A 20723-nucleotide genomic window follows, 5' to 3' on the forward strand; every position below is an offset into this window, starting at 1 on the left:
TAGAGTTACGGCGGTTATAGCGGTGGGGAAACGCCCGGTCCCATTCCGAACCCGGAAGCTAAGCCTGCCAGCGCCGATGGTACTGCACTCGCCAGGGTGTGGGAGAGTAGGACACCGCCGGAACATATTTCCCGAAAAGGGGGCCCGATCAGGGTCCCCTTTTCGACGTTTACGAACTTGTACCGCCCGGCTGCGGCCGTGCGCGGGCGTGATTGAATTTGAGTCGGACGGGTCGCCGGCCCATCCCACCGCACGCGGGTTCGAACGCCGCGGTCGGGTACCGAGCAGGAACAGAGAGGATCACTGTGACGGAGCACAACGACGGTCGGAAGCCTTTCCGCCGGAGCAGTGCCGGTCAGGGATCGAGTGGCTCGGACAGGCCGATACGCAGGGACGACGAGTCCCGCGGGGACCGGCGCGACGAAGGCTCCGGCGATCGACGTTCCGGCGGATTCCGCCGATCCGGCAGTGACCGAGGCGGTTTCGGCCGCGATAACGATCGAGGCAATGACAGCCGGGGTGGTTCCGGCGACCGCGGGGGCTACAACCGGTCCGGTGGGGACCGTGGCTATGGCCGATCCGACGACAACCGCGGTGGGTCCAACCGGTCCGGTGGCGATCGTGGCTATGGCCGATCCGACGACCGGCGCAGTGGTTCCGATCGTGCCGGCGGCGACCGACCGGGCCGATCCGATGATCGTCGGGGCGGTTTCGATCGTTCCGGCGGAGATCGCGGCTCCGGTCGTTCGGACGACAATCGAGGCGGCTTCAACCGCTCCGGTGGTGGTGACCGTGGCGGTTACGGCCGCTCCGGTGAGCGCCGCGACAACTTCGGCGGTTCCGACGATCGGCGCGGTTACGGCCGGCGCGACGAGGGCGGCCGTGGTGGATTCGATCGATCCGATGACCGGCGCGGTGGCGACGACCGGCGTGGTGGCTTCAACCGCTCGGGCGGAGACCGCAACGTCGATCGGCCGCGCGGAGATCGCGGTGGGTTCGACCGGACCGATGATCGTCGTGGTGGTTACGGCCATTCGGACGATCGGCGCGGCGGATTCAACAGGTCCGAAGGACGTGGATCCGAGCGTTCGGATGACCGCAGGGGCGGATTCGGTCGCTCCGACGACCGTCGCAGCGGCGGCTTCGACCGTTCCGGTGGGAACCGCCGCTCGGACGACAATCGCGGCGGCTTCAATCGCTCGGGCGGAGACCGCGGAGGCTCTGATCGCTCGGGCGACAATCGCGGTGGCTTCAATCGCTCGGGCGATAATCGGGGTGGCTTCAATCGCTCGGGTGGAGAGCGCAATTTCGATCGTCCCCGTGTTGATCGTGGCGGTTCCGACCGGACCGATGATCGTCGTGGCGGGTTCGACCGTGAAGGTGGCGGCCGGACTTTCGATCGCCCGCGCGGGGACCGGGGCGGCTTCGATCGTTCCGATGATCGTCGTGGCGGTAGTGGCCGCTCGGACGATCGGCGCGGTGGTTTCGACCGCCCGCAAGGGCGCGGCGGCCGTCCGGATGATCGTCGTGGTGGTTTCGATCGCGATGGTGGCGGCCGGACTTTCGATCGCCCGCGAGCAGATCGCGGTGGTTTCGATCGTTCCGATGATCGTCGTGGCGGTAGTGGCCGCTCGGACGACCGGCGCGGTGGTTTCGATCGTTCCGAGGGCCGCGGCTCCGACCGGGGCGAGCGGCGTGGGTTCGACCGGCCCGATCGCGAACGCGATGGCCGTTCCGACGATCGCCGGGGTTTCCGGCGCAGCGAGTCCGCCCGCCGACCGGACGAGGATCGCGACTTCCGGAATGCCGCCGAGTCCGGTCTCGATCATGAAATCGTCGACGACGCCGGCGACGTCGTGGAATTCGTCGGCACCCATGCCGCCGATGCCGAGGCTGTTGTCCGCGACGAGGACGATATTGCCCGCGACGAAGACGAGTTGGACGAGGACGGCGTCGCTCGCGATGACGAAGACCTCGACGAGGACGACGAATTCGACGAAGACGACCTCGATACGGATGACGACGACCGCGAATTCGAGGAGGAAGACCTCGACGCGGATGATGATCGCGAATTCGACGGGGCCGACTCCGAATTCGATGAAGAGGACCGGGAACTCGACGAGGAAGACAGCGAAACCCGGGACGGGAAAGGCGAGTTCGAAACAGCCGGCCCCGCCGACACCACTGAGCGAGAAGCGGCCGAGTACTCCGGCGATTACCGGGAACGCCGTCGTGGCGGCGAAGGCGCCTATGTCGCCGGCGGCCGCGGTGACGATCGTCGTGCCGGTCGTCCCGACGAGCCCCCGATTCCGGACGATGTGCAGGCCTCGGACCTCGACTCGGCGATTCGCCGTGACCTGCTCAGCCTGGACAAGAACAACGCCGAAGCCGTTGCCCGTCATCTGGTGATGGCCGCGGACCTGATCGTCGACGACCCCGAGCAGGCACTGGCTCATGCCCGGGCCGCCCGCCAGCGCGCGGGCCGCATCGCGGTCGTCCGTGAAACCGCAGGCGTCACCGCCTATCACGCGGGCGAATGGGCCGAGGCCCTGTCCGAACTGCGTACCGCTCGCCGGATGTCCGGCGGCGCGGGCCTGCTCGCGGTGATGGCCGACTGCGAACGCGGTCTCGGCCGCCCCGAGCGGGCGATCGAGCTCGGCCGCAGTGACGAGGCCCGCCAGCTCAGCGGCGACGAGGCAGCGGAGTTGCGGATCGTGGTCGCCGGCGCGCGCATGGACCTCGGTCAATACGACCAGGCCGTCGTGAGCCTGCAGACCCCCGATCTCGACCCCGAACGCACCGGCCCGGCCGCGGCACGGCTGTTCTACGCCTACGCCGAGGCCCTGCTGGCAGCGGAACGCCGGGACGACGCACTGCAGTGGTTCCTCAACGCCGCGTCGGCCGATGTCGACGGCGAGACCGACGCCGAGTGGCGCGCCGAGGAACTGGGTATCGGCGACCCGGACGCGGAGGATGCCGAGAACCCTTCGGATACAGGCGATTCCGATCGTTCGGAAGACGAACAGTAGAGAACGCGAAGTCAGGTGGATCCGGTGACGCAGTTACGAGAACGGTTCGGTGCGCTGCTGCTGGACCTCGACGGCACCCTGTATCGCGGGAACGTGGTCGTTCCCGGTGCGCCGGAAGCACTCTCGGGTGAATCCAGCGCGCAGACGCTGGTGTACGTCACCAACAACGCCAGCCGGTCCGCGGCCTCGGTCGCGGAGCATCTGGCCGGAATGGGTTATCGCGCAACCGAAGACGATGTCGTCACCAGTGCACAGGCGGCCGCGCACGTGCTGGCCGGTCGTCTGGCGCCGGGTTCGACGGTCCTGGTCGTCGGAACCGACGACCTGGCCGCCGAGATAGCGAGTGTCGGCCTGCGGCCGATCCGGCGATTCGACGCCGATCGGCCCGACGCCGTGGTCCAAGGCCATTCCCCGCAGACGGCCTGGCCGGATCTGGCGGAGGCATCGTTCGCACTGCGCGCCGGAGCCCTGTGGGTGGCCGCCAACACCGATGCGACGCTTCCGCTGGAACGTGGTCTCGCGCCGGGCAACGGTGCGATGGTGGCAGCGCTGCGGGCAGCGACCGATCTGGAACCGATCGTCGCGGGCAAGCCGTACGCACCCTTGCTCGAGGACGCCCTGACCCGAGCCGGCACGCGTTCGGCGCTGGTGGTCGGTGACCGGCTGGACACCGACATCGACGGCGCCCACTGCGTGGACCTGCCGTCACTGCTTGTCCTCACCGGTGTCAGCACCCTCACCGATCTCCGCAAGCAACCCGCGGATCGACTGCCGAGCTACGTCGCCGATACCCTCGACGCACTGAATCATCCAGTGGCCGAGGTGGATCCGATCGCACCCGATGCCGGCGATCTCGCCGACGAGTTGACCGAACTGCTCCACCGGTACCCCGGCCGCGCCATCCCCCTCGCCTCCTGACCCGGCGTCACCACGGATCGGTTATGCCGACGCCATGGTTGTGACGGGCGTCGGCATGGTGGTGGTGTCCACGCGGCCCGTGCGGACGAGCATTCGCCCTGCGCGGCGGCGTGCGACGGCGGCGAGTTCGTGGGCAGCGGTCGGCACTTTCAACCACCATTGCTCGAGCAGGCGGTAGTCCGCGGCCGGGGCGAGGCGAGTGGCCAGGTCGGGACGTTGGATTCGCAGGTAGCGGCGAGCTCTGGCGGCGTGCATCGGATCGGACACCACGCGGATGCGGTCCGCGTGTTCGATCAGCGGGATGCTGAATTCGATGTTCTGCCACGTGCTTCGGGCCCGCGTCTCGGTGACGATGCGACCGGCGGGGATACCGAGCACGTCGCAGGCGTAGCGAGCCATCACGTCCGCCTCGGCCTGTTTCCGTCGCACCGCGCCGCCGGTGAAGACCACGATGCCGTCCTGGTGCATCGAGCGCGCCGCGATGCGGCACCGCCAGCGCTGCAGCGGATGGGTGCTGCCGTCGGGCCGGGACGGGTAGCCGAGCACCACGACTGCCTCGGTGCCGTCCGATCCGGCTGTGTCCCAGCCCGATTCGTCGCCGAATCCGCGGCGCGACGCACGGTGGTGCAACGCTTCGGAAGCGGCGACGGTGACCAACCCGGCCACCGCGCCGACCATGATCGGGCCGAGGTGTCGTGGCCGGCCGTGTCGTGGCCGATGGGTAGCGCCGCTGATCTTCTCCAGTTGCCGCATGCGGCCATTGTGCCAATCCCCGGGCCCGCCGGTTACGTGTTGCGCGCGAAGTTGCCGGGATGTGAGTGCATCGCGTCACGAACCCGAGGAATGTCCGATATCCGGATGTCCGTCGATGGTTCGAGGCCGAGCGTCGACTGTGCCGGAAGATTGCTGCCGATCGGTTTCCGGATCGCCGGCGGATGGCGCGAGGGCGGCCGTGATTCACCGTATTCGCCGGATCGGGCCGAGTGATACATACGCACTCGCTGCACGGCCCGTGGGACGTGTGTTCGAATGACGTCTCCGGTAGCGTTGACGGCACCATGACTACCCCGACGCCTCGTCCGCCCGTTCCCGGTCCGTCCGGTCCTCGACCGGGGGCGCCGCTGCCCGGTCAGCACCTGCAGGGCGGTAATCCGGCGGAGTTCGCCGACCCGGAGCGGGTGCGTGCCGAGATCGGTGCGCTGCTGTCGGAACTGTCGGCGGTACCGCGTGGCGAGCAGGCTCCCGGCGAGCCGCCGTCCGGCATCCACATCACCCGCCGGGCCCGCATCCTCGAGCAGGCGCACGAGGTCCTGGTCCAGGCGCTGGCCACGGTGGACAAGGTCTGAGGTGGCCAGGCGCGCACGAGTGGACGCGGAACTGGTCCGGCGCGGTCTCGCGCGTTCGCGTGAGCACGCGGTCGAGTTGATCGGTGCGGGCCGCGTCCTGATCAACGGCGCCGTCGCGTCGAAACCGGCGACGGCGGTGGAGACCGCGACCCCGCTGATCGTCCGCGACGAACCCGACGAGGTGCAGTGGGCTTCCCGCGGGGCGCACAAACTATTGGGCGCGCTCGAGGCCTTCGAGCCGCAGGGGTTGAGTGTCGCGGGTAAGCGCTGCCTGGATGCCGGGGCGTCCACCGGTGGTTTCACCGATGTGTTGTTGTCTCGCGGTGCGCGTGAGGTCGTCGCGGCGGATGTCGGGTACGGCCAACTGGTCTGGCGGCTGCGCACCGACGAACGGGTCCGGGTGTTCGACCGGACCAACGTCCGCACCCTCACCGCGGCGGCGATCGACGGGCCGGTGCAGGTGGTGGTGGCCGATCTCTCGTTCATCTCGCTCGGGCTGGTGCTGCCGGCGCTGGCACAGTGCTGCGCGCCGGGCGCCGATCTGCTGCCGATGGTGAAACCGCAGTTCGAGGTCGGAAAGCAGCGAGTAGGCTCCGGCGGTGTGGTGCGCGATCCGGCCCTGCGCGCCGAGGCGGTGTGCACGGTCGCGGCCGCGGCGGCGGAGTCGGGGCTGTACGCGCGCGGGGTGGTGGCCAGCCCGCTGCCCGGACCGTCCGGCAACGTGGAGTATTTTCTCTGGCTGCACCGGGCGGAGAACACGTCCGGCGAATCCGGCGCCGGTGAGCGGGCGTCGGAGATCGCCGAACTGGTGCAGCGGGCGGTGGAGGAGGGCCCACAGTGAAGCGGGAGATTCTGCTCGTAGCGCACACCGGGCGCAGCGAACTGGCCGAGGCCGCGCATCGGGTGGCGAAGATGTTCGCCGAAGCCGGCATCGGTCTGAGGGTGCTCGCGGACGAGATGGCCGGCACCAAGCTGGAGGACGGGTCCGAAGTCGATTGCGACACCAGCGTTCCTGAGGACGTCATGGTGTGGACCGTCGAGCACTGCGCCCAGGCGGCGCTCGGTTGCGAGATGGTGCTGGCCCTCGGCGGCGACGGCACCTTCCTGCGCGCGGCCGAACTGGCCCGGCCGGCCCGGGTGCCGGTGCTGGGAATCAACCTGGGCCGCATCGGGTTTCTCACCGAGGCCGAGGGCGAGGATCTGGACGAGGCGCTGGCCCAGGTGGTTCGCGGCGACTACCGCGTCGAGCAGCGGATGACGATCGATGTGAGCGTCCGTGTCGACGATGTCGTGGTGGAGCGCGGCTGGGCGCTGAACGAGGCCAGCATCGAGAACGCCATGCGGATGGGCGTATTGGAGGTCGTGCTCGAGGTCGACGGCCGCCCGGTCTCGCAATTCGGTTGTGACGGTGTGCTGGTCGCGACCCCGACCGGCTCGACCGCCTACGCGTTCTCCGCCGGCGGCCCGGTGGTCTGGCCGGAACTCGCGGCGTTGCTGGTGATCCCGAGCAATGCCCATGCCCTGTTCGCGCGTCCGCTGGTGACCAGCCCGGATTCGCGAATTGCCGTGGAAACCGTTGCGGTGGGCCACGACGCGATAGTTTTCCTGGACGGTCGGCGCACCCTCGCGCTGCCGCGCGGCGCCCGGTTCGAGGCGGTGCGCGGGGCCGAACCGGTGCGATGGGTGCGGCTGGATTCCAGCCCGTTCGCCGACCGGATGGTGCGCAAATTCCAGTTGCCCGTGACAGGCTGGCGAGGTCGACGGCCCGAGCGGGCGGGTGCGGAGATCGAACCCCGCCGAACGGAGAGCACGAGTGCTGACAGAGATCCGCATTGACGGTCTGGGCGTGATATCCAGTGCCACAGCGCAATTCCACGAGGGTCTGACCTGCCTGACCGGTGAGACCGGCGCGGGCAAGACCATGGTGGTGACCAGCCTGCACCTGCTCGGTGGGGCCCGCGCCGACGCAGGCCGGGTTCGCCGCGGCGAGGCCCGCGCGGTGGTGGAGGGCCGGTTCACCGTCGAGGAGGTGCACGCCGACGCGCGCGACGAGGTCGAGAAGGTCCTGGAATCCGCAGGCGCGCACCGCGACGACGACGGCAGTGTGATCGCGGTGCGGACCGTCGGCAGCGACGGCCGGTCCCGGGCTCATCTGGGCGGCCGCAGCGTGCCGGCGGCGGTGCTCTCCGATTTCACCGCTCGGCTGCTGACCGTGCACGGGCAGAACGATCAGCTGCGGCTGCAGCGGCCCGATCAGCAGTTGCAGGCGCTGGACCGGTTCGCCGGCGATCCGGTCGCGAATCTGCTCCGCAAGTATCGGCTCGCCCGGCGCACCTGGTTACAGGCCCGCACCGAACTGCTGGAACGCACCGCGCGCAGCCGGGAGCTGGCGCTCGAGGCCGACCGGCTGAAGCATTCGCTGTCCGAGATCGACACGGTCGCACCGACCGCCGGCGAGGACGAGCGGATCGTGGCGGAGGTGCGGCGCCTGTCGGATCTGGATTCGTTGCGGGAGGCCGCGATCGGGGCGCACGACGCGCTGGCCGGTCTCGGTGACTCGCCGGGGGAGAGTTCGGGCGCGCTGGATCTGCTCGGCACCGCCCGGGCCCGGTTGGAGGGTTCCGGTGATCCGGTGCTGACCGAGCTGGCGCCGCGGCTCGGCGAGGCGATCTCGGTGGTGATCGACCTGACCACCGAACTCAGCAGCTATCTCACCGATCTGCCGTCGGATCCGGGTGCGCTGGACTCGCTGCTCACCCGGCAGGCCGAGCTGAAGGCGCTGACCCGCAAGTACGCGCCGGATGTCGACGGCGTGATCGCCTGGGCCGACGACGCGCGGGAGCGGCTGTCGTCACTGGACGTCTCCGAGGAAGCGCTGGCCGGGCTCGCCGCTGATGTCGAGACCGCCGCCGAGCAGGTCCGTGAGCTGGCGAAGAAGCTCACCGCGGCGCGTACCAAGTCCGCCAAGAAGCTATCGGCGGCGGTCAGCGCCGAACTGGGCGGGCTGGCGATGGGCCGCGCGAAACTGGAGGTCGCGGTGCGTCCGATGCCGGCTGGTGCGCAGGATTCGGCGCCGATCACCGTCGACGGGACGGATCTGCACGCGGGCGGCGCCGGTGTGGACGAGGTCGAGTTCCGGCTCGCGGCGCATTCCGGTGCGCAGCCGATGCCGTTGAGCAAGAGCGCGTCCGGTGGTGAGCTGTCGCGGGTGATGCTGGCGCTGGAGGTGGTGCTGTCCAGTTCCGAGCAGGGCACCACGATGGTGTTCGACGAGGTCGACGCGGGGGTCGGCGGCCGGGCCGCGGTCGAGATCGGCAAACGACTGGCCCGGTTGGCCCGCACCCATCAGGTGATCGTGGTGACGCATCTGCCGCAGGTGGCGGCCTTCGCCGATACCCACCTCGTGGTGGACAAGGTCGACGACGGCAGGGGCGTGAACAGCGGTGTGCGCACCCTCGGCACCGACGAGCGGGTGAAGGAACTCGCGCGGATGCTGGCGGGTCTCGACGACACCGAGACCGGCCGGGCGCATGCCGAGGAACTGCTGGCCACCGCCGATGCCGAGAAGGCCGGCGGCCGGGCGCCGGCTCCCGCGGCGGGCTGAGCCGACTTCCCGCAACGCCGCACTCCGCGGCCCGCCGCGTGGTCCACTGGGTGGGTGCCGGATGAGGACGAGATCGTCGGACTGTGGAGCGTCGAGGCCGGGTACTACTCGGCGATGGAGGACGAGGTCTTCGCGTTCTGGTCCGACGGCGTGGGTTTCGTGGAATACGCGCGCCCCTACACCTCGGACTGCATCGACTTCCGATGGACCAGGTTGAGTGCGGAAGTGCTTCGGCTGGAGCCGTTCCGGTCCACCTATGTCGAGGACGGCGATGTGCTCGAGGGTGAGCTGCCGGCGGCGGAGGACGTGACCTATCGGATCGTCGAGGAGGATCGGCCACTGGAGGGCGCGACGATGCCGGTGATGTATCTGTCCGCTTCGTTCGTCACCTTCGACGATCAGGGCCACGGATTGGCCACGCGCACACCGTCGGAGCGGCTGCGCGACCCGGACTTCCGGCTCGGGGAATGAGTTCCGCGGCGCGGCGGCGAGCATCGCGCCACCGCGCCGGAGAACGGCCTACTTCGCGACGGCCTTGCGGGCCGCCGACAGGATCGGGTTGATCAGGCCGCGCAGTGCCGCGACCATGATTCGATCCGGCACCGGGAGCTTCGGGTACGACTCCATGCTGTAGGTGACGAGCGTGCCGCCGGGCGCGTCGGCGAAGGTGATGATGCCGGTGTGGTTCTTCACCGGAGCGCCCGCCACGATCTTGTATTCGATGCGCTCGCCGGGCACCAGCCGGGTGGTCTCCTCGGTGATGCCGACCCCTCCGAGTCCGACCGTGTATCGCGCCCCCACCCCGTTGAGCTCCCCGGTGCCCGGCTTGCGCAGGGTGAAGTTGATCGGCAGGTGGGCGTTGAGACTGTCGCGCGCGGCGAACAGCTGGTACACGACCTCACGCGGGGCGGGGACGACGGTGTCGACCGTGGTGCTGGCCATGACGAAGCTCCTTACTCGAGAGTAAGGCGAAGCATATCGGGATGTAACCGGCCAAACGACTGCCCGGTGATACGTGCATACAGGTGCATGTGCTATCAGTCGGCGCGCCTCCCGCATGCGGTGATAGCGCACGGCCATCATCGGAGCTCATGAGGATGCCGACCTTGTCGCCGAGGAACGCCGATACGCTACCGGGCCTGACCGGCATCGCCCGGGTGGACCGCAACACGCGTCGGTTGCTGAAGCGGGTCGGCCCGGGCGACATCGTGGTGCTCGACGAGATGGATCTGGACCGGCTGACCGCCGACCGGCTCGTGGAGGCCGGCGTGCTGGCCGTGGTGAACGCCTCGTCCTCGATCTCCGGCCGGTACCCGAATCTGGGCCCGGAAGTGCTGGTGGCCAACGGAATCCTGCTGATGGACGCGGTGTCCCCGGACCTGTTCGGCCGCATCAAGGACGGCACGCGGGTGCGCGTGCACGACGGCGTGGTCTACGCCGACAAACTTACCCGGAAGGACCCCGAAACGCTGCTCGAGGGCATGGTGCTCACCGAGGCGGCGGTCGCGGAACGGATGATCGAGGCCCGCATGGGCCTGGTCGACCATCTGGAAGCGTTCGCGGGCAACACCATCGAGTTCATCCGTACCGAAAGTACGTTGCTGATCGACGGTCTCGGCGTGCCGAAGCTGGAACTGTCCATGCGCCAACGGCATGTGGTGGTGGTCGCCGACGGGCCGGAGCATCGTGAGGATCTGGCGGCGCTGAAGCCGTTCATCAAGGAGTATCTGCCGATCCTGGTCGGTGTCGGGCGCGGCGCCGACACGCTGGTCCGTGCCGGATACCGGCCCGATCTGATCGTCGGTGACCCGGAGGAGATCACCAGCCGGACCCTCGAATGCGGCGCCGAGGTGATCCTGCCGGCCGATACCGACGGGCACGCCAAGGGTTTGGAGCGTATCCAGGATCTGGGCATCGGTGCGACCACCTTCCCGTCGTCGGGCTCGGCGGCGGATCTCGCACTGCTGCTGGCCGATCATCACGGCGCGGCGATGATCGTCACCGTCGGCGCCGCGGCGGCGCTGGACGATTTCTTCGATCGCAGTCGCCGGCAGTCGAATCCGGCCACCTTCCTCACCCGGCTGAAGATGGGGCCGAAACTGGTGGACGCGAAAGCCGTTGCGACGCTGTATCGGCATCGGTCGTCGATGTGGGCGGTGGCCCTGGTGGTACTGGCCGCCCTGACCGCGATGATCGTCGCGGCGATGGTCGCGCACGCCGGTGGTCCCGCGGTCGATCACGTGCTCGACGTCTGGCATCACATGCGGGTCTGGGTGCACGGCCTGCTCACCGACACCAACAGGTAAGGGGCACATGATCTCGCTTCGACAGCATGCCGTCTCGATCGCCGCGATCTTCCTCGCCCTGGCGGTCGGGCTGGTGCTCGGCGCGCAGGCCCTGTCCGGTGGGCTGTTGTCGTCGCTGCGATCGGATCACGCGCAATTGCAGCGGCGCGCCGACGGGCTGGCGGAGTCCAACGGCCGGCTCGCCGACCAGTTGAAGGCGTCGGACGCCTTCCTGGCCCGTTCCGGTGGTCGGATCGTCGGCGGAGTGCTCGCCGAGCACAGTGTGCTGATGTTCACCACGCCGGACGCCGACGCCGAGGACGTGGACGCTGTCACCCGGGCCCTGACGTCGGCGGGCGCCACGATGACGGGCCGGATCGCGCTGACCGACGCGTTCGTGGACTCCGGGCAGGGGGACCGGTTGCGGACCGCGGTCACGAACATGATTCCCGCGGGCGCCCAGCTGTCCACCACCGCGGTCGACCAGGGCGGCCTGGCCGGGGACCTGCTCGGGGTCGCGCTGCTGACCGATCCGGCCGGCGGCGCGCAGCGTTCCACCCCGCAGGAGCGAGGCCTGATCCTCGACACCCTGCGCGGCGGTGGCTTCCTCACCGCGGGCGAGGTGCAACCGGCGCAGCTCGCGGTCGTGGTGACCGGCGACGGCGCGCGGGCCGCGGAGAACAACCAGGGTTCGATCGTCGCACGCTTCGCCGGGGGGCTGCGCGCTCGTTCGGCGGGGGTGGTGCTGGCCGGTCGGCCCGGATCGGCCGGGGACGGCGGGCCGATCGCGGTAGTCCGTGCCGACGGCCAGCTGGCCACGGCGGTGTCGACGGTCGACGACGCCGATCGTGAGATGGGTCGCATCACCACCGCGCTGGCCCTCGGCGAGCAACTCTCCGGTGGCACCGGCCGGTACGGCATCGGCCCCAGGGCCACGGCGTTCACCGTCACCGTCGTGCCGCACTGACCGGCGTATCCGCAGCATTCGCCGCGGGCGGTACCGCCGGTGCGGATGAGGGAGCCGAGGCGGGTGTGACCGGAGCGGCGGAAACGGATTCAGTCATCCCGCGGCAACCCCGCGTGGCGTGTGATTCACGCTCCGTTTTCCGTGTTACTGTGAAGTCCCGTGGGTCAATCACGGATTCCGGCGCGTTCGCCCCTTCAAACGCATCACGTGGCTACCAAGCACATCTTCGTCAGCGGCGGTGTAGCCTCCTCGCTCGGTAAGGGACTTACGGCCTCCAGCCTCGGCCAACTGCTCACCGCACGCGGTCTCCGCGTCACGATGCAGAAGCTCGATCCGTACCTCAACGTCGATCCCGGGACCATGAACCCGTTTCAGCACGGCGAGGTGTTCGTGACCGAGGACGGAGCCGAGACCGATCTGGATGTCGGTCATTACGAGCGGTTCCTCGACCGCGACCTGTCCCGGGACGCCAACGTCACCACCGGGCAGGTCTACTCCACGGTGATCGCCAAGGAGCGCCGCGGTGAATACCTCGGCGATACGGTGCAGGTCATCCCGCACATCACCGACGAGATCAAGAATCGCGTCCTGGCCATGGCCGGGCCCGATCTGGACGGCCAGCTGCCGGACGTGGTGATCACCGAGATCGGTGGCACCGTCGGCGATATCGAATCGCAGCCGTTCCTCGAGGCTGCCCGGCAGATCCGCCACGATGTGGGCCGCGATAACGTGTTCTTTCTGCACGTATCGCTGGTGCCGTATCTGGCGCCCTCCGGTGAGCTCAAGACCAAGCCGACGCAGCACTCGGTCGCGGCGCTGCGCAGTATCGGCATCCAGCCCGACGCGCTGATCCTGCGCTGCGACCGCGACGTGCCGCAGCCGCTGAAGAACAAGATCGCGCTGATGTGCGACGTCGACGTCGACGCGTGCATCTCCACCCCGGACGCGCCGTCGATCTACGACATTCCGCGTGTACTGCACCGCGAGGGCCTGGACGCCTATGTGGTGCGGCGGCTGGGCCTGCCGTTCCGCGACGTCGACTGGACGGTGTGGGGTGATCTGCTGGACCGGGTGCACAATCCGCGCGAGGCGGTCACGGTCGCACTCGTCGGCAAGTATGTGGACCTGCCCGACGCCTATCTGTCGGTCACCGAGGCGCTGCGCGCCGGCGGTTTCGCGGCACGGGCCAAGGTGAACATCCGCTGGGTGCAGTCCGACGACTGCGAGACCCCCGCGGGGGCGGCCGCGCATCTCGAGGACGTGCACGCGGTGCTCATCCCGGGCGGCTTCGGCATTCGCGGGATCGAGGGCAAGGTGGGTGCCATCCGCTACGCCCGCAGCCACGGCATCCCGTTGCTGGGCCTGTGTCTCGGTCTGCAGTGCGTGGTCATCGAGGCCGCGCGGTCGGTGGGGCTCACCGATGCCAACTCGGCCGAATTCGAGCCGGAGACACAGCATCCGGTGATCTCCACGATGGCCGATCAGGAGCAGGCCGTGGCCGGTGAGGCGGATCTCGGCGGCACCATGCGCCTCGGCGCGTATCCCGCTGTGCTGCAGCCGGGTTCGGTGGTGGCGCAGGCCTACGGTGCGACCGAGGTTTCCGAGCGGCACCGGCACCGCTACGAGGTGAACAACGCCTATCGAGACCGGATCGCGAAGAGCGGTCTGCGGTTCAGCGGTACCTCGCCGGACGGGCATCTGGTCGAATTCGTCGAACTGCCCGCCGATGTGCATCCGTATTTCGTTGCGACGCAGGCGCATCCGGAGTTGAAGAGCCGCCCGACCCGGCCGCATCCGCTGTTCTCCGGGTTGATCAACGCGGCGTTGAAATACCTTGCGGCCGAACAGCTTCCGGTCGAGATTCCGGACGGGATCGCTGCCGACGAGGCGGAGCGGGTGGCGCGGTGAGTGATCCGGCCGGCGATCCGTCGCCGATCAGTGCGGCGGGCACCCACGAGTTCGAACGGGTGTCCTCCCGCACTGTGTACTCGGGCGCGATCCTGGCCCTGCGCCTGGATCAGGTGGTGATGCCCGGCGGTCACGTCGCACAGCGCGAGGTGGTCGAGAAGTACGGCGCCGTAGCGGTTGTCGCGGTCGACGACGACGGCAATCTGGTGCTGATCGATCAGTACCGGCATCCGATCGGGCGCCGACTGCTGGAACTGCCGGCCGGTCTGCTCGATGAGCCGGGCGAGTCGCCGCTGGCCGCCGCGGAGCGGGAGTTGGCCGAGGAGACCGGGCTGGCCGCTGCCAGTTGGTCGACTCTGGTGGAGATGGCGTTGTCGCCCGGATTCACGGACGAGGCGCTGCGGATCTATCTGGCCACCGGCCTGTCCGAAACAGACCGTCCCACTCCGGAAATGGAGGAGGCGGACCTGCGGGTGCTGCGGATGCCGCTGGACGAGGCGGTGCGCGCGGCGCTGTCCGGTGAGATCGTGAATGCCACGGCCATCGCCGGAATTCTGGCGCTGGCCGCGGTGCGGGACAAGGGAATCGCGCCCCGGCCGGCCGATGCGCCGTGGGCGGGGATGCCGGCGGACTTCCTGAAGCGGAAATCCGCCGGAACCACCGGTAACCAGGATTGAGAACGGCCGCCCGGGCCGGGTGCCCGGGCGGCCGCCGAGATCAGTTGCCCGCGGTGCCCACCTGCGGAGCGAGAACGAAGGCACTACGCCCGCTCTCGTCCAGGCTCGTATCGAGCACCTTGTCATCGAGGAATTCGGCCGCCTGTTCATCCAGGAAGACCTTGGATCCCGCGGTGTCGACGATCCGGTCGTGTTCGGCCGGAGCGGCGGCAACCGCGAGTTCGAGCGTCTGCGCACCGTCGTTGGTGGAGATCCGCAGGCCCGCATCCTCGGGCGTACCCGCCGTGGACGTCAACGAACGAACGGCCTCGACGGCAGTGGGAGTAAGCATCAGCATGTTGTCATCTCCTTTCGGTCCCGCCTGGCGAGTATCCAGCGACGCTCCGGTGAAACCGATCCAGCCGGGATCCTTCGCTCAACCGTGATGGGGGAGCCCGGCGACAGTGTGCTCGGCCTGGGCCAATGCCTCGGCGACCAGGCGCAGAACGTGTCCGCCGGACAGTCGGTACAGCCGGGCGCGACCGTCGGCGCGTTGTTGCACCAGACCGACCAGTCGCAATTTGGACAGATGCTGGCTGGCGGCGGTGGGTGTGCACCCGGCCGCCTCGGCGAGCGCGGTGACGCCGAGTTCGTCGTCGCGCAGGGCCCACAGCAGTCGCAGCCGGGTCGGCTCGGCCAGCATGGACAACATCCGCACGGCCTGTTCGACCTGCTGGTCGGTCAGCCGCTCGGCGTGCCCGGCGGGGGTCGTCCGCGCGGTCGTCTCACCCGGGGTCATCGCGTCGCCCTTCCGTTACGGCCTGCCCACCCAGTGTGACAGCAGGGTGTGCCCGGCAGGGTGGTCGTCATTTTCTCATCTTCACGAATGCGAAGATGAGTGTATATTTCGGGTATGAGTTTCGTCGCTCCCGCACTGCTCGCCGCGGCGGCCGGCGCTGGTTTCGGGCACGCGGTACTGCCGGATCACTGGGTCCCGCTCGCGGTGCTGGCCCGTGCCCGGCGCACTCCGCTGCCCGGGGTGCTGCGGCTGTCCGCGCTGGCGGGTCTGGCGCACGTCGCGCTGTCGCTGATCCTGGGTGCCGTCGTGATCGGCATCGGATTGCAGTTCCGCGACGTGGTGGAGCGACGGGAGGGCCTCGTGGTGGGCGGGGTGCTGATCGCCACCGGGGTGGCGCTCGCCGCGCTGGAACTGCTCGGCCGGGGACACGGGCACCGCCACGACGAACCCGGCGGACACCGGCACGGTGCTCACGAGCACGAGCACGAGCACGAGCACGAGCACGAGCACGAGAGTCGCGGTGCGCGCACTCGGGCCGGGGATCGCGGCAGGCTTTCCCGGTTGCTCGCCTTCGCGGTTCCTTTCGGCGCGGCCGCCTCGCCGGATCTGACCATTCTGCCGGTGTTCCTGGCGGCCGGCGCGGTGGGATCGACCGCGGCCGCCGGCACGCTGATCGTCTTCGCCGGTGTCACCATCGCGACGATCATGGTGGCGACGACCCTCGGTGCGCTCGCCGGATATCGGTTGCGTGGTGTGCGGATCGACCGGAACGCCAACCTGATCACCGCCGCGGTGCTGGCGATCATCGGAATCCTGGTCGCGGGCAACGTCGTCTGAGCGGCGGAGCCGGGGCCGACGCGGCCGCGCGGCGAATCCCCGCGATGTACTCGGTCCGAGAGCCGGGCCGGCGCACGCAGGCAGGGGCGGCGGCCCCGGCAACCGTTCCGCTCGGCCCCGGTATCGCTCCTCGCCGCCCCGGTGGGTTTCGATCGGCGAGATTGTCGGTGGTGGCTGCAATGATGGTGCGATGACCGTCGTCCGCGCTGTTCCGGCTCCGTCGCCGCTCGTGCGCGCAGCGGTTTCCGGGCTACTACCGCTGTCGCTCCGATAGGCGGGGTACGGTGCTGGCGCGGCAGATCGGGGCCTACCTCGACCATATGACGGTCGAGCGCGGGGCCGCGCGCAACACCTTGAGTGCCTATCGGCGTGACCTGGACCGGTATCGGGAGTTCTTGACGCAGCGCGGGATCGGCGGGCTGGCCGAGGTCGGCGAGGGCGATATCGCCGATTTCATGGTGTCGCTGCGGGCCGGCGAGCACGGATATCCGCCGCTGGCCGCCAGTTCCGCGGCGCGCGCCCTGGTGGCCGTCCGCGGGCTGCATCGCTTCGCGGCCGCCGAGGGCTTGGCCGCCGCCGATGTGGCCCACCCGGTGAAACCGCCCACACCTGCCCGTCGATTGCCGAAAGCCCTTCCCTACGAACAGATTTCACGACTGCTCGATGCGGCCGGCGGCGGGGTGTCCGACGGCGGTCCGCGCGGTCTGCGCGACCGCGCGATGCTGGAACTGTTGTATTCCACCGGAGCTCGGATCTCCGAGGTGGTCGGCCTGGATGTCGACGATCTCGATGCCGTCGATCGCGCGGTGTTGTTGCACGGCAAGGGCGGTAAGCAGCGCATGGTTCCGGTGGGCCGGCCCGCGCTCGCCGCGGTGGAGGCCTATCTGGTGCGGGGCCGCCCGGCCCTGTCGGCGCACGGTCTCGGTAATCCCGCGCTGTTCCTCAATGTTCGCGGCGGCCGGCTGTCCCGGCAGAGCGCCTGGCAGGTGCTGCAGGACGCGGCGGGGCGCGCCGGCATCGTGGCAGCGGTGTCGCCGCACACCCTGCGGCATTCCTTCGCCACCCATCTGCTGGACGGCGGCGCGGATGTTCGTGTGGTGCAGGAACTGCTGGGGCACGCGTCGGTGACCACGACGCAGATCTACACATTGGTGACGGTGAACACTCTGCACGAAGTGTGGGCGACGGCACATCCGCGGGCTCGCTGAGTGCGAATACTCTCCGGTCGACCGGAACGCCGGGTGTGTTCGGGAACGGTAGCGTTCGCGACACGCCGACGCCGGGTGCGGAAGTGACGGATGATGTAATCCGTGCTCGGCCAACGCTGTCCAGCATTCCGGGACCGAATCGTGGAGCGACACGCTGTCAGGGGCAGCTCACAATGCGTGTCCGAGCGTCGCTCTTGCGCTTCTAGGCGGTAGCGTCTATTAGGTCCCGGTGCGCTGCGGCGGTGCTGCACAACGCCCCCGCCGGCGCTGGGCGACCGCCTTGCCGAGATGGGGGCGGGGCGAGGCAGGAATATCGAAGGAGCAGCGGATATGACGACAGCCGATGCGTCGGAGCAGCCGATGCGAGCTGCGGCAGAACCGCTTTCGAATACCCGACCAGGCCAGCGGATCGAGCAAGCGGCCCAAACATTATGGGAGGCTAAAGACATCGTGGCGGACGGCACCGAAATCGGACCGACCGGACGCCCGTTGCGCGACATCCCCGCTCCACCCCCGGTGTCCCGCAACGGTGACGCACTGATCGTCGCCATGTGCAATCAGAAGGGCGGCGTCGGCAAAACCACATCCACCATCAACCTCGGTGCTGCGCTCGCGGAGTACGGCCGCAGAGTGCTGCTCGTCGATCTGGATCCGCAGGGCGCGTTGTCCGCGGGTCTCGGTGTCGCGCACCACGACCTCGATCTCACCGTGCACAACCTGCTCGTCGGCGGCCGCGCCCGCATCGACGACGTTCTGATGAACACCAAGGTCGACGGCATGGACCTGCTGCCAAGCAACATCGATCTGTCGGCGGCGGAAATCCAGCTGGTCAACGAGGTCGGCCGGGAGCAGACCCTGGGCCGGGCGCTCGCGCCGCTGGGCGATCGCTACGACTACGTCCTCATCGACTGCCAGCCTTCGCTGGGCCTGCTGACCGTGAACGCGCTGGCCTGCGCCGACGGCGTGATCATTCCGATGGAGTGCGAGTACTTCTCGCTGCGCGGGCTGGCGCTGCTCACCGACACCGTCGAGAAGGTGCGGGACCGGCTGAACCAGCGGCTGACCCTGGACGGCATCCTGGTCACCATGTTCGATGCGCGATTGCTGCACTCCCGGCAGGTCATGAGCCGGGTCGTCGAGGTGTTCGGGGATCTGGTCTACGACACGGTGATCGCTCGCACCGTGCGGTTCCCCGACGCCAGTGTGGCGGGGGAGCCGATCACCACCTGGGCGCCGAAATCCGGCGGCGCCGAGGCCTATCGCGCGATGGCACGGGAAGTCATTCACCGGTCGGGCCGTTGAGCGAAACCGATAGACCGGCCGGGTTCCATTTGCGGCTGAGCAACTTCGAGGGTCCGTTCGACCTGTTGTTGCAGTTGATCAGCCAGCGCCGCCTGGACGTCACCGAAGTGGCGTTGCACCAGGTCACCGATGAATTCATTGCGTACACCCGCCAGCTCACCGCGAGCCTGGATCAGGACACGACGCTGCGCGCGGACAAAATCCTCGACCAGACCACGGAATTCCTGGTGGTGGCGGCCACCTTGCTGGATCTCAAGGCGGCCCGGTTGCTGCCGTCCGGCGAGGTGTCCGACGAAGAGGACCTGGCGTTGCTGGAGGCCCGGGACCTGCTGTTCGCCCGATTGCTGCAATATCGGGCGTTCAAGCAGGTCGCCGAGCTGCTCGGCGAGCTGGAATCGGTGGCGCTGCGCCGTTATCCGCGCGCGGTGTCGCTGGAGGAGCGTTTTCTGGCGCTGTTGCCGGAGGTTACGCTGGGGGTCGACGCCGCGGCCTTCGCGCAGGTCGCCGCGGCGGCCTTCCGGCCCCGGCCCAAGCCCAGAGTCGGGCTGGACCACATTCACGCGCATGCCTTCTCGGTGGCCGAGCAGGCGGCGCTGGTGCTGGAATTGCTGAAGGCCCGTGGGGTCGGCGCCTGGACCACGTTCGCGGAGGTCTGCGCGGGTTGCGACCTGCCGATCCAGATCGTAGCGCGGTTCCTGGCGCTGCTGGAGTTGTACCGAGGCAAGACGATCGAGTTCGATCAGCCCGACCCGCTGGGTCCGCTGGCGATCAGCTGGATCGGGGAGATCGACGAGACGGCACCGCCGGTGACGTTCGAGGAGGATTACGGGTGACGATGACCGCCGACACCGACCAGCCGGGAAACGAACCGCTGCCGGATGCCGACGAGACGGAGGCAGCTCCCGTCACCCCGGAGATCCTCGACGAACCCGAGTTCCGGGCGGCGCTGGAGGCCATGCTGCTGGTGGTCGACGCGCCCGCGCCGACGGAACTGCTCGCGGCCGCCCTCGCCGACGCCGGATCGCGGGTGGAACGAGTTCTGCGTGAGATGTCCGCAGAGCTGACCGCCCGGGGTAGCGGCATCGACCTGCGCTTCGTCGGCGACGGCTGGCGGTACTACACTCGAACCGACTACGCGCCCTATGTGGAGCGCATGTTGCTCGACGGGTCCCGGTCCAAGCTCACCCGGGCCGCTTTGGAGACACTCGCCGTCATCGCCTATCGTCAACCGGTTACGCGAGCACGGGTGAGTGCCGTGCGCGGAGTGAACGTCGACGGCGTCATCCGCACTCTGGTGGCCCGCGGCCTCATCGCCGAGGCCGGGGCCGATCCGGAGACCAACGGCACGCTCTATGCCACCACCGAGCTGTTCCTGGAACGGATCGGACTCGCGTCGCTGGCGGACCTGCCGGCGTTGGCGCCGCTGTTGCCGGGCGTCGACCTGATCGATGAGATCAACGAAAGCCTGGATACCGATCCCCGGTACACCAAGCTCAGGAAACCCGCCGAGGCGGATATCGACCTCGGCACCGAGGAATGACAGGACTCCGGACCGGAGCCTGCGAACAACCAGAGGAACTGTGAACACACCCGCTCGCCGAGATGGCACACCGGATGACAGAAAACGTGGCGCCGAACCCAGAGGTGGTTCGGGCCGGGGACGCGGATCCGCGTCCCCACGCAGCGCTCGGGGGGAGCGCGGATACGGGGACGGCGAACGTCGCTACAGCGACACGCCACGCGGTGGATACGGAGACCGTGACCGCCGGTCGGCGGGGGATTCCGGCCGGGGCGGCCGCGGTGATTCCGGTCGCGGAGGCTCCGGTGATTTCGGTCGCGGAGGCTCCGGCGGACGCGGTTCCGC

The 20723-nt window shown here is 69.0% G+C and carries 19 protein-coding genes, 1 rRNA gene and 1 pseudogene; 17 read left to right on the forward strand and 4 right to left on the reverse strand.

All coding sequences use genetic code 11. The features are described 5' to 3' along the window. Positions 1-6: 6 nt before the first annotated feature. The 3 genes and pseudogenes from rrf to NRB56_RS06530 all read left to right on the forward strand — a co-directional run bounded on the left by rrf (position 7) and on the right by NRB56_RS06530 (position 3947). Positions 7-123 (forward strand): 5S ribosomal RNA (gene rrf, locus NRB56_RS06515). A gap of 1935 nt (positions 124-2058) precedes the next feature. Next, positions 2059-2948 (forward strand): annotated as a pseudogene (locus NRB56_RS06525) (hypothetical protein); the annotation flags it as partial. Positions 2949-3053: 105 nt separating this feature from the next. Continuing rightward, positions 3054-3947: an HAD-IIA family hydrolase gene (locus tag NRB56_RS06530; RefSeq protein WP_319942657.1), complete on the forward strand. Its 894-nt coding sequence runs from the start codon at positions 3054-3056 to the stop codon at positions 3945-3947. 21 nt (positions 3948-3968) lie between these two features. Here NRB56_RS06530 and NRB56_RS06535 read toward each other — a convergent pair whose 3' ends face one another. Next, positions 3969-4700 (reverse strand): YdcF family protein, encoded by a 732-nt coding sequence (locus tag NRB56_RS06535; RefSeq protein WP_153339656.1) that lies wholly within the window; start codon positions 4698-4700, stop codon positions 3969-3971. 305 nt (positions 4701-5005) lie between these two features. On the opposite strand from NRB56_RS06535, the gene NRB56_RS06540 reads away from it, so the two are divergent. From NRB56_RS06540 to NRB56_RS06560, 5 genes are read left to right on the forward strand one after another with little or no spacing between them, the layout of a single operon-like run. Further along, the gene (locus tag NRB56_RS06540) at positions 5006-5293 is read left to right on the forward strand and encodes a hypothetical protein (RefSeq protein WP_153339657.1); all 288 of its coding nucleotides are present in this window, start codon (positions 5006-5008) and stop codon (positions 5291-5293) included. A gap of 1 nt (position 5294) precedes the next feature. Continuing rightward, positions 5295-6134: a TlyA family RNA methyltransferase gene (locus NRB56_RS06545; protein WP_319942658.1), complete on the forward strand. Its 840-nt coding sequence runs from the start codon at positions 5295-5297 to the stop codon at positions 6132-6134. Continuing rightward, entirely contained in the window at positions 6131-7129 is a 999-nt protein-coding gene (locus NRB56_RS06550) for an NAD kinase (protein WP_319942659.1), read from the forward strand. Before NRB56_RS06545 ends, NRB56_RS06550 begins: the two co-directional genes overlap by 4 nt. Next, positions 7107-8897, forward strand: a complete 1791-nt coding sequence (gene recN / locus NRB56_RS06555) for a DNA repair protein RecN (protein WP_319942660.1) — start codon at positions 7107-7109, stop codon at positions 8895-8897. Before NRB56_RS06550 ends, recN begins: the two co-directional genes overlap by 23 nt. A gap of 54 nt (positions 8898-8951) precedes the next feature. Next, positions 8952-9368, forward strand: a complete 417-nt coding sequence (locus NRB56_RS06560; protein WP_153339658.1) for a hypothetical protein — start codon at positions 8952-8954, stop codon at positions 9366-9368. 48 nt (positions 9369-9416) lie between these two features. On the opposite strand, the gene NRB56_RS06565 is transcribed toward NRB56_RS06560, so the two are convergent. Beyond that, positions 9417-9839 (reverse strand): SRPBCC family protein, encoded by a 423-nt coding sequence (locus NRB56_RS06565; protein ID WP_153339659.1) that lies wholly within the window; start codon positions 9837-9839, stop codon positions 9417-9419. A gap of 149 nt (positions 9840-9988) precedes the next feature. Between NRB56_RS06565 and steA the strand changes: the two genes are divergently transcribed. The 4 genes from steA (at position 9989) to NRB56_RS06585 (ending at position 14734) form a co-directional block, all read left to right on the forward strand. Next, positions 9989-11203 (forward strand): putative cytokinetic ring protein SteA, encoded by a 1215-nt coding sequence (steA, locus tag NRB56_RS06570; protein ID WP_153339660.1) that lies wholly within the window; start codon positions 9989-9991, stop codon positions 11201-11203. A 7-nt stretch (positions 11204-11210) separates the two neighbouring features. After that, complete coding sequence (locus tag NRB56_RS06575; RefSeq protein WP_153339661.1) at positions 11211-12149, forward strand: copper transporter; 939 nt, start codon at positions 11211-11213, stop codon at positions 12147-12149. 159 nt (positions 12150-12308) lie between these two features. Further along, positions 12309-14057: a CTP synthase gene (locus tag NRB56_RS06580; protein ID WP_406603444.1), complete on the forward strand. Its 1749-nt coding sequence runs from the start codon at positions 12309-12311 to the stop codon at positions 14055-14057. Positions 14058-14083: 26 nt separating this feature from the next. Further along, on the forward strand, positions 14084-14734 hold the full coding sequence (locus NRB56_RS06585; RefSeq protein WP_319942758.1) for an NUDIX hydrolase: 651 nt from the start codon (positions 14084-14086) through the stop codon (positions 14732-14734). A 40-nt stretch (positions 14735-14774) separates the two neighbouring features. Here NRB56_RS06585 and NRB56_RS06590 read toward each other — a convergent pair whose 3' ends face one another. After that, entirely contained in the window at positions 14775-15071 is a 297-nt protein-coding gene (locus NRB56_RS06590; protein WP_153339662.1) for a hypothetical protein, read from the reverse strand. Between the two features lie 78 nt (positions 15072-15149). Then, a complete protein-coding gene (locus NRB56_RS06595; protein WP_153339663.1) occupies positions 15150-15512 on the reverse strand; it encodes an ArsR/SmtB family transcription factor in 363 nt (120 codons plus the stop codon). Positions 15513-15626: 114 nt separating this feature from the next. Here NRB56_RS06595 and NRB56_RS06600 point away from each other — a divergent pair, with 114 nt between their 5' ends. The 5 genes from NRB56_RS06600 (at position 15627) to scpB (ending at position 20399) form a co-directional block, all read left to right on the forward strand. Next, the gene (locus NRB56_RS06600; RefSeq protein WP_153339664.1) at positions 15627-16349 is read left to right on the forward strand and encodes a hypothetical protein; all 723 of its coding nucleotides are present in this window, start codon (positions 15627-15629) and stop codon (positions 16347-16349) included. A gap of 284 nt (positions 16350-16633) precedes the next feature. Then, positions 16634-17557, forward strand: coding sequence for a site-specific tyrosine recombinase XerD (xerD, locus tag NRB56_RS06605; protein WP_319942662.1), 924 nt, complete (start codon positions 16634-16636; stop codon positions 17555-17557). A gap of 360 nt (positions 17558-17917) precedes the next feature. Next, complete coding sequence (locus NRB56_RS06610) at positions 17918-18859, forward strand: ParA family protein (RefSeq protein ID WP_153340323.1); 942 nt, start codon at positions 17918-17920, stop codon at positions 18857-18859. Then, positions 18856-19692: a segregation and condensation protein A gene (locus NRB56_RS06615; protein ID WP_153339665.1), complete on the forward strand. Its 837-nt coding sequence runs from the start codon at positions 18856-18858 to the stop codon at positions 19690-19692. Before NRB56_RS06610 ends, NRB56_RS06615 begins: the two co-directional genes overlap by 4 nt. A gap of 2 nt (positions 19693-19694) precedes the next feature. Continuing rightward, positions 19695-20399: an SMC-Scp complex subunit ScpB gene (gene scpB / locus NRB56_RS06620; RefSeq protein WP_227837385.1), complete on the forward strand. Its 705-nt coding sequence runs from the start codon at positions 19695-19697 to the stop codon at positions 20397-20399. Positions 20400-20723 lie beyond the last annotated feature (324 nt).

The organism is Nocardia aurantia (assembly GCF_009604425.1).
Taxonomy (GTDB): Bacteria; Actinomycetota; Actinomycetes; order Mycobacteriales; family Mycobacteriaceae; genus Nocardia; species Nocardia aurantia.